8 protein-coding genes are annotated in these 7840 nt (G+C 43.0%); 1 reads left to right on the top strand and 7 read right to left on the bottom strand.

Features of this window, described 5'->3' with window-relative positions:
• Nucleotides 1-1389: 1389 nt before the first annotated feature.
• Nucleotides 1390-2796, top strand: a complete 1407-nt coding sequence (locus RIF36_RS25020) for a M43 family zinc metalloprotease (protein WP_350128362.1) — start codon at nucleotides 1390-1392, stop codon at nucleotides 2794-2796.
• A 292-nt stretch (nucleotides 2797-3088) separates the two neighbouring features.
• Here the strand turns inward: RIF36_RS25020 and RIF36_RS25015 are convergent, their stop codons facing one another.
• The 7 genes from RIF36_RS25015 to RIF36_RS24985 all read right to left on the bottom strand — a co-directional run.
• Entirely contained in the window at nucleotides 3089-3649 is a 561-nt protein-coding gene (locus RIF36_RS25015) for a hypothetical protein (protein ID WP_350128359.1), read from the bottom strand.
• Between the two features lie 139 nt (nucleotides 3650-3788).
• On the bottom strand, nucleotides 3789-4508 hold the full coding sequence (locus RIF36_RS25010; RefSeq protein WP_350128356.1) for a hypothetical protein: 720 nt from the start codon (nucleotides 4506-4508) through the stop codon (nucleotides 3789-3791).
• Nucleotides 4509-4685: 177 nt separating this feature from the next.
• The gene (locus RIF36_RS25005) at nucleotides 4686-5174 is read right to left on the bottom strand and encodes a hypothetical protein (RefSeq protein WP_350128353.1); all 489 of its coding nucleotides are present in this window, start codon (nucleotides 5172-5174) and stop codon (nucleotides 4686-4688) included.
• Nucleotides 5175-5353: 179 nt separating this feature from the next.
• Nucleotides 5354-5902 carry a hypothetical protein gene (locus RIF36_RS25000; protein WP_350128350.1) on the bottom strand — a complete coding sequence of 183 codons (549 nt, stop codon included), beginning with the start codon at nucleotides 5900-5902 and terminating at the stop codon, nucleotides 5354-5356.
• Nucleotides 5903-6070: 168 nt separating this feature from the next.
• Nucleotides 6071-6883, bottom strand: coding sequence for a hypothetical protein (locus RIF36_RS24995; RefSeq protein WP_350128348.1), 813 nt, complete (start codon nucleotides 6881-6883; stop codon nucleotides 6071-6073).
• Nucleotides 6884-7065: 182 nt separating this feature from the next.
• Nucleotides 7066-7671: a hypothetical protein gene (locus RIF36_RS24990; protein WP_350128345.1), complete on the bottom strand. Its 606-nt coding sequence runs from the start codon at nucleotides 7669-7671 to the stop codon at nucleotides 7066-7068.
• The coding region (locus RIF36_RS24985) for a hypothetical protein (protein ID WP_350128342.1) at nucleotides 7628-7840 on the bottom strand (213 nt) is incomplete at its 5' end. The genes RIF36_RS24990 and RIF36_RS24985, both read right to left, overlap by 44 nt.

Raw genomic sequence — 7840 nt, 5'->3', positions numbered from 1 at the left:
GGTGTAGCCGTCCAAAGACTTCCTCTCAAGTTTCTATAGCCACTCCTGCCTCTCTGATGGAGTGGTGCCGCCGACTCTGGCAGCGTCCTGGCGAAAAATAAGCGTTGTGAAGTAATGAAGGTGCGTATTGCACACAACGCCTGCCTAAAATGAGTGGGGGAGTTTTATGCAGCTCCGCATCCATCACCACTTAGCCACGCCGATGATAAAATTAACTTTTGTGGTGGACAATCCAAGCCAGCGAATGCTAGAAAACCGACAAGGCCCACATTCATTTTTAGGCCTGTGTTGTGGCCCTTTCAATTTTCTGGCAGCGCCCTAAGAAGGAGAGCAGTCCTTGGGTTGTAGTTGTCTATTGCCTTGCAGACTGTTCGTTTACAGAAGGTGTGGTGGCAGTGGCGGTTTAATCGAGATGAGGAGCTGTACGCTTGCACTTCAGTTGTTTGACCAGCGGCTTGACAGGACAGTTTTTCCAACTTCGGACAATTACTTTAGAGGTCTGGGCCTTAAATCGACTAAGGCACTAGATGATATGGCTGTTTTGTGTGCCTTGTTTTAGCCTGCTACAATTGCCTCTCGCTATTGAAGTATCAGAAGTATTGACAAAGCTAGGAGCACACTCGTTAATGACATGCCTTTCATAGGTTCTTTTGTTCCATGCGGCACCCAGGTAAACTGAATTTAAGAGAGAACTTTTAGGTGCTATCCAATCTAATGTATCAGGTTCAGTATGTGTTCTAAATACGATAAATAAAAACAATTAACTTATTTTATCTGAAATAATACTATTTCTAGTAAATTGTATTTTGGTAAATAATTTTGTTGCTTAGCAAATAACCAGCACTCAATAACATGAAGCCTACTTTTGTTACTTTTTTTGTTTTAGCTTTTCTCTGTGGATGCGACAAAGAGCAAGGACCAGATACATTATGTGAGAACCAATTAACATCTGTCAGACTAGAGAAAGACACGGTGGTTACACTCAGTTTCAACGATAGCGTTAGACTAACCAAAAACAATGAGGTTTACCTCAAGTTTGATGATATCCGTGACCTTTGTGCTTTAGACCAATGTGGATACTGTGACTTGGAGTCAAAGGTCTATATGTCTCTAAGCAGCCCTGATTGTGAGGCAGATATTCCCTATTTCAGTTTTTATAAATGCCTGGAGAACCGCCCTATAACCTCCCCTGATTTCCCGGTCTGCGAAATCGAAGACCTAGACCCATTGCATCACACCAGGTTTGCGATCTACGGCAATCTTATTTTAACAATAGTAGACGTTAATATTTACGCTAAAACGTTCAGCGATCTTGTTGCCTACAACACCGATTCTTTGCATTTGTATAAGGTAACGGTGGGGATCAAGAATAGATGTAACTAATCTTTTATGAAAAACTTAACCTTAACACTCCTTCTGCTTTGGGTCTCACATAATGTGTGCTTTGGACAAAAAAGCGGAAGCATGTGCTTAACTGACGATTCCGGGGCAGTATCCAAAACAGAACTACAGGTACCCATTGGAGCATATAGTTCTTCCTCTTCATGCCCCATGACAGTCAACGTTTACATCCATTTTTTAAGAGATGCAACAGCCAGCGGCGGCTACTCAACCTCGACAAGGACTTCTATTATGGCAAATATAAATGCCGTTTACAACCCGTATAATATCTATTTCAATTTAGTTGGCTACCGAACCTGGATAAAACCACAATATATTGATCCTGCTACTCCTGAGCTTGCTTTTCCAGGAATTTTTGGTCAGCCTGATAAAAATGCTCAAGCAAATGCCATTAACATTTATGTGTGTGCACCAAACACCCAGTTCCAGGGTGGATTTGCGAACGGTATTCCCTCGAAAGAGTTGGTAGTCTCCGGAATAAGAACTGCTCAGCCATCCGGATTTCCGTTGGCCTCATATGATATTGCACTTTCCCGAGTAGTAGCGCATGAAATTGGTCATTGCCTGGGACTCAACCACACAATGACAGGAGATAATGATGGGCTTAGCGATACCCCTGTCGATAATGTATTCGATCAGAATTGTATCAATCCGACTACCTGCCAGTTTTATCCAAATTCAAATTGTGATATCTCGAGCAACCCGACTTCAAATATGACGAATGTAATGTCATACACAATTCCACCCTGTATGTCGTGGTTATCACCCATGCAACAAAATCTATTAAGACAAACCGCACTAACGAATCCCCTTTTTCAAAATGTTGCCTCACTAAACTCAATTACGTTGAGCCCGACAGTAAATAGCCAGCCAGCACAATCTTCGAACTACATTTGTGGTAGTGGCTTTTTGGCATTAAACCCATCAGGCAGTACTACCTCATTCTCATGGGCCATAGACCCACCTTACTTAGCTTCAAACGGATCAATCACTCCCTCCGGATCGAATTGCAGTGTGAGTTTGACTGGGTTTCTTAGGGTAGTTGGTACTGCTTCGGGTAGCTGTAGTTCCGCATCCTACACATTCTATTTGTACCCGTGTGGGTATCAACCCTACTCTTACTACCCAAATCCATCGTCAGATAAATTAACACTAACTTTTTCTAATGCTGAAGAGACATCACACTCGTTGGACTATGTCTATTTGGTTGATGGTGATGGAATGAAAGTACGAGAGTTCGAAAAGTCGGACACGGAGAAGTCACTTACCATCAAATATGATACCGGGGAAGCAGACCTTGCGTTCGAGATTGACGACTTAGAACCGGGGACTTACTTTTTGAAAGTTAAGTATGGCGAAATCTTTTTTGATCATCAGGTTTTGGTAGAGAAGTAATTTTTCCATCGGCTTTTTTGGAACTTGCAGTCTGAAAGCAAGTCGTGAGTGCTTTTATCGTGGAGACCTGATCAGGATGAGGGGTTATATGCTCGCTCTTCAGCCATTTACTGAGCGGCTTGAAACGAGAGCCTTTTTCTTGTGCGTTTATGAGTATCACCTTTAGCAAGATTATGGGCTACAACGACCAGCTAAGCAGCGTGGGGATTGGTAAGAGATACCGCTGCCCTCCGCAAATAGCCACGCCGATGAATAAAAATACACAAAGTGGCGGGGACTGCAATCCCCACTGTCATTTCCTTGCAGCTGTGGCCCCATGATATCTTAGCTTTGTGTTGTGAGCTTTTTCGGTTCTTTGCAGAGTGTCTTGGTATTTCCAAATCGCTATGGGGTAAATCAGAAAATATAAGTACGTCGGAAATAATTCTAGCCCGCTGGGGTCACGTCCAGTTGTTGCGAGCATGTAAAGCCTCGTTAGCATGTAGCTGATATAAAGGTATGACAAGTTGATAGTCATCACTGAAATCACAAACCAACCCCTATCTAATCCTAGAGTAGCTTCAGCAAGGTCATTAAGAAAGAACCGGAAGACACTAATGATTAGCAGTACAGACCAAGTAGCTCCGATGACTTTGGTAATTGTCAAGTCGAATTCGTTATTAAGCAGTGCATTCAGCTTGAAAATTGTTCCAAGCTGCCAAAGGAGGGCAACTAATCCAGATATTGACAGCCAGTGAATATATTGAATGTCCAGCAGCACCATACCAATACTTCCAAGTAATGGAATTACTACCACCGCCAGTAATAGCTGATTTTTCGTTCTGCTTGTCAAGTACTGCATATCATTGCTCACAACGACCGGCTATGGCGAGTGGGGTTGTTTTATGCACTTTGCTGCCCACCTGCACTTAGCCACGCCGATGATAAAATTATACTTTGTGGCGGACAATCCAAGCCAATCGTGGACAGTTTACCGACTAGGGTCCCATTCGCTATAGCCTCGTGTTATCCGCTTTTTTCACCAGTTTTACCCGAATCAGCTGGGATTCTGCAGTCTGCGGATCCGTCTCAACAACCACGTCCCGAATTGTCAGAGGGTCTAAGTCTCGAAGTAGCTCAATTTCTGAGGTTTGCATTGTATCCGAGTCGAGAATAACTACGGTAGCTATTCCACGAGCGTCATTGACCTTGACCGTTTGAATTGCCGACTCTATAGATTCCCTCCGTCGGATGGCAAACTCTTCATCCGAGTAGTAATCTCTTTCCCATTCGTAGATGTCTTGGTTGTTCACCTCGTTCTGCCATTCGACCTTTTCGGTCTTCACTGCGTCCGCCAAATAGAACCCGGCGATCGTCCAAAGGCTACATCCAAGACCAATGATATAAAGGCGTTGTTTATGCTTAGTATGAAACCCGTCAGCCTTAAGTCGCCAGTCGCTCAGAATTGTCTTTGGCAGTTTGAGTACCATAAAAAACATATCGAGATAGCTGTAGCGTTCTTGACTTCGTTCCAGATCTATCTGGTCATTGAATTCTTTGAGTTCCTTTTGAAGTTGTTTTGCGATCCGAAGCTGCTCGTCCTTTTTTACATCACGGCTGGTGAGCTCAGCAGTCGCCTGCTTCACAGCCTCAGCGTTCCAGTCATCTGGAAATTGCACTATGGCAACTAGCTCTTCTGTCGTTCGGGTTGCTATTGGAGGATTGAATTTCAATTTCGTTTTTCAGTTCCGTTCTCTAGGCCTTTGCGGATAACGCCTGGCTATGGCGAGTGGGGTTCTATTATGCACATCGCTGCCCACTTACACTTAGCCACGCCGATGATAAAATTAAACTATGTGGCGGAGATTCCAAGCCAGCAGCCGTTTCTTCACAACTGAGAGCCCCATTCGCTATAGCCCTGTGTTAGCGAGCTCTTTCTCCAGTTCAGAATTTAGCCGTTCCAGAGTTGAGGTAAGTTCAGAAGTTGATAGTTCAGTTGAGTAAATTTTGTTATAGTCTTCCTCTGAATTGAAGGCACGTTCGTTCGAGTTGTACCATGTGAAAGAGGTTAGTCCGTTCGTCTCCAAAAGGTAAATCTGAAACTGGTCAATGGTTTCGTCTATCTGAAGAAGGTGTTTAAAAAACTGAGGTTCATTTGAGTTTCGTTCAGTTTCAATTGTTCTAACGAGTTGAATAGGTGTTAGCCCGTTGAGACGTTGATTTTTAAAGTCCCCAATTCTCAGTCGTGCAAGGTTCTTCTGAAATGAGTAGGAATAGGTTGGTGCGTGAGCTGGTTCATCGGTAACCAGTCTATTGCCGAGATAGAAGTTGACGTTCAGCAGACCGCCCGTGAAGCCCGAAAGTTCAAAAGAAATGGTTTCTCTGTTTCCTATGATCATGTTTCTACGTTCTGGCAGTGCTCGCTAACGCCTCGGTAAAGTGAGTGTGGGAGTTTTATGCAGCTCCGCTTCCACTACATCTTAGCCACGCCGATGATAAAATTATAATTTGTGGCGGACAATCCAAGCCGACTAACCTATGATAACTGGTGAAGCCCACATTCATTTTTACCGCTGTGTTATCTCTCTTTTTCTTCGTCTCGTCTGTCGTCCAGTTGTCCTCGCCCGACAATCCTCTTGGCAAAGTTTCTTGAATTCAACAGCAGAAAGATACCAGCAAACAGTGTGAAAACTGACCGGAAAGTGACCGTCTTGGTAGCAGGCGTCCAGAAAACACTCTCGTCGTGGTTGTGAAAATAAATATTATCAACGATTCCAGCGAGGATGTCGGGAATTGCAAACACGATGGCCACTACAGCGATCATAGCTAGCGTTACTTCGATCAGGTCTGTTTTAGAGGTAGTCAGTTCAACCGTCCCAGTATCTGATTTAGAAATCCGGTCAGTTATCAGTTCCGTCTTGAAAGTAGCGAAGTAAGCAAAAGCCAGGTCGGTCAAAGCAGTTAAGGAAATCCCCGAGTAGACTATCCAGCTGTCAAGTTGCCCATTTCCAAATAAGCTGTCCCCAAATGCCAGGAAAAGGAATTCCGTTATGTGCTGGGCAAAGCTCACAAAGTAATAGAGCCCGAAAATCTTGATGGCAATGCTCAGTAGTTCTTTTTTCGTCATGCAGGATATGAGAGATAACGCCTGGCTATGATGAGTGGGGATTAGATAGCACTAAGCTCTCGTCTCGCACATAGCCACGCCTTGATTTAAATTTAAAACTAGTGGCGGACTTTCCAATCCCCACGAAAATTTCCTGACCGATGAAACCCCATTCATTCATAGCATATGTTAGCCACTTTTTAATTGTTCCATGAGTAAGATTTCATGAATTTCTTTACCCGTAGGTGTTAGTTTATAGTTATACCAATCTGGAGGGCCACTATAGTTTCCAGGCTCAATTAATCCAATTTTTGAACTTTCCCGAACGATTTCTCTTCCTTTTTGCAAAGTTTCACCGTTTAAAATATCTGAGGCAATATCTTCGAAATCCTTCAGTTTATTTTCAGTTTTTAATTTGTTAAAGATTAATTCCGCTTTGCTGTCTTTCTTTTTTGCATCTAATGTTTTTGTTCTTTTTGGCTGTTGACTTACTGGAGGTTGGATCTGATCGGGTTCGTTGGTTCGTGATAATAGTTCAGCAATTCTTTTTTCAAGAGCTTCATTTTCGTTCTGAGCCTTTAGCCTTGACTCTCTTTCCTCTTGCACTTTGGCTTCAAGCGTTGAAATCTGCTGTTCTAGTTTCTGATAGTCCGATTTGAGAACGATGCTAGATTTATCAGTTATCTTGTAAATCTGTGGTGAAACAATTTTGTCAAAGAAATTCACAATTAACCTAGATACATTTAGCATCACATAAGTAAAAAGCATCACGAGTAGTGTTAATAATACTGTGACGAGAAAGCTCCAAAAATCATAATCTTTAAAGTATTCTGAAATGGCATTAATTCTATCATTCAGCTTGAAGGTTGAATCGAAATAGAAGAGGGAATACACAAATTTCCAATTTCGAACAATCCAAACAATTGCAAATGTTCCAAGAAATGGGTTGGTTGCCTTTTGAATAAGATTATCTCTTAAAGAGTTGGTGATATTACTGAACATTTGATTCTATAATTGTGGCTAACGCCCAGCTAAGCAACGTGGGGATTGTTGAGAGATTCCGCCGCCGTCCGTACTTAGCCACGCCGATGATAAAAATACACAAAGTGGCGGGGACTGCAATCCCCACTGCGATTTCCTTGCAGCAGAGACCCCATGGTGTCTTAGCTTTGTGTTATCTTCTTTTATTGTTGGAGGGTCAAGCTATCTGTTACAGCGATCCGTTCGCACCAGCCCATCATGGCGTAGGGCATTGTCCTTGTTACACTGTCAGCCTTGGTATGAAAGACTACCCTCACTTCTTCAACGGCCGGCATACTTTGGTCATTCTGTCCGCCTAGATATCTCGGCACATAGTAGCTTACTAGAGATGCTCCTGGCTTTAAGCTTCCCAATTCTTTGGTAAATGACACTGATTCTAGAGTCACACAGTCGATGTTCTTGTCGGATCTATTTCGAAGTTCAAAGTAGGTCCGTTCGGCAATGTTAGTTTCAAGGGTAAGAATTATCCAAAGTGCAGGAATATTAGAAAATGAGATAATGAAAGGGAGACCGTCTTTAAACCATTTACTGTTTGAGTCATAACCTGCAGCGATTCCACTGCAAACGAGTCCAATTAAAGCTAGTGGAACTGAAATAATGATCCACATCAGCCCAAATCCTCCAAGCCTCGATAAGTCAATCGCAAAGAATGCCCTTGCTGCCCACCAAAGTATAAATATTGCAGACCCAACAGATAAGGTCAGACTACTGCAAACTAATCCAATCCAGTAAAAAGCCTTTTTCAGCAATTTTTCCGTTCTGAAGGTCTATTGAAGATAACGTCCAGCTATCAACTGTGGCCTTGCCTTGAGCGCTTGCTCTGCGGGGGCCATGGTTTGATAGGTGCGTGTTGTGTGAATTTATTAAAATTTCTGGACCTATTCCGCAGATGGGAAATTTTAATGAAGTCTGAGTCTG

Origin of the sequence: Imperialibacter sp. (assembly GCF_040222815.1) — a bacterium.
Lineage (GTDB): Bacteria > Bacteroidota > Bacteroidia > Cytophagales > Cyclobacteriaceae > Imperialibacter.
This window is presented reverse-complemented; position numbering and strand designations above follow the sequence as displayed.

Bases quoted from the DNA above. Each gene is read 5' to 3' on its own strand.
- RIF36_RS25020 (WP_350128362.1), top strand. From the start codon at position 1,390: ATGAAAAACTTAACCTTAACACTCCTTCTGCTTTGGGTCTCACATAAT.
- RIF36_RS25000 (WP_350128350.1), bottom strand. From the start codon at position 5,902: ATGACGAAAAAAGAACTACTGAGCATTGCCATCAAGATTTTCGGGCTC.
- RIF36_RS24995 (WP_350128348.1), bottom strand. From the start codon at position 6,883: ATGTTCAGTAATATCACCAACTCTTTAAGAGATAATCTTATTCAAAAG.
- RIF36_RS25005 (WP_350128353.1), bottom strand. From the start codon at position 5,174: ATGATCATAGGAAACAGAGAAACCATTTCTTTTGAACTTTCGGGCTTC.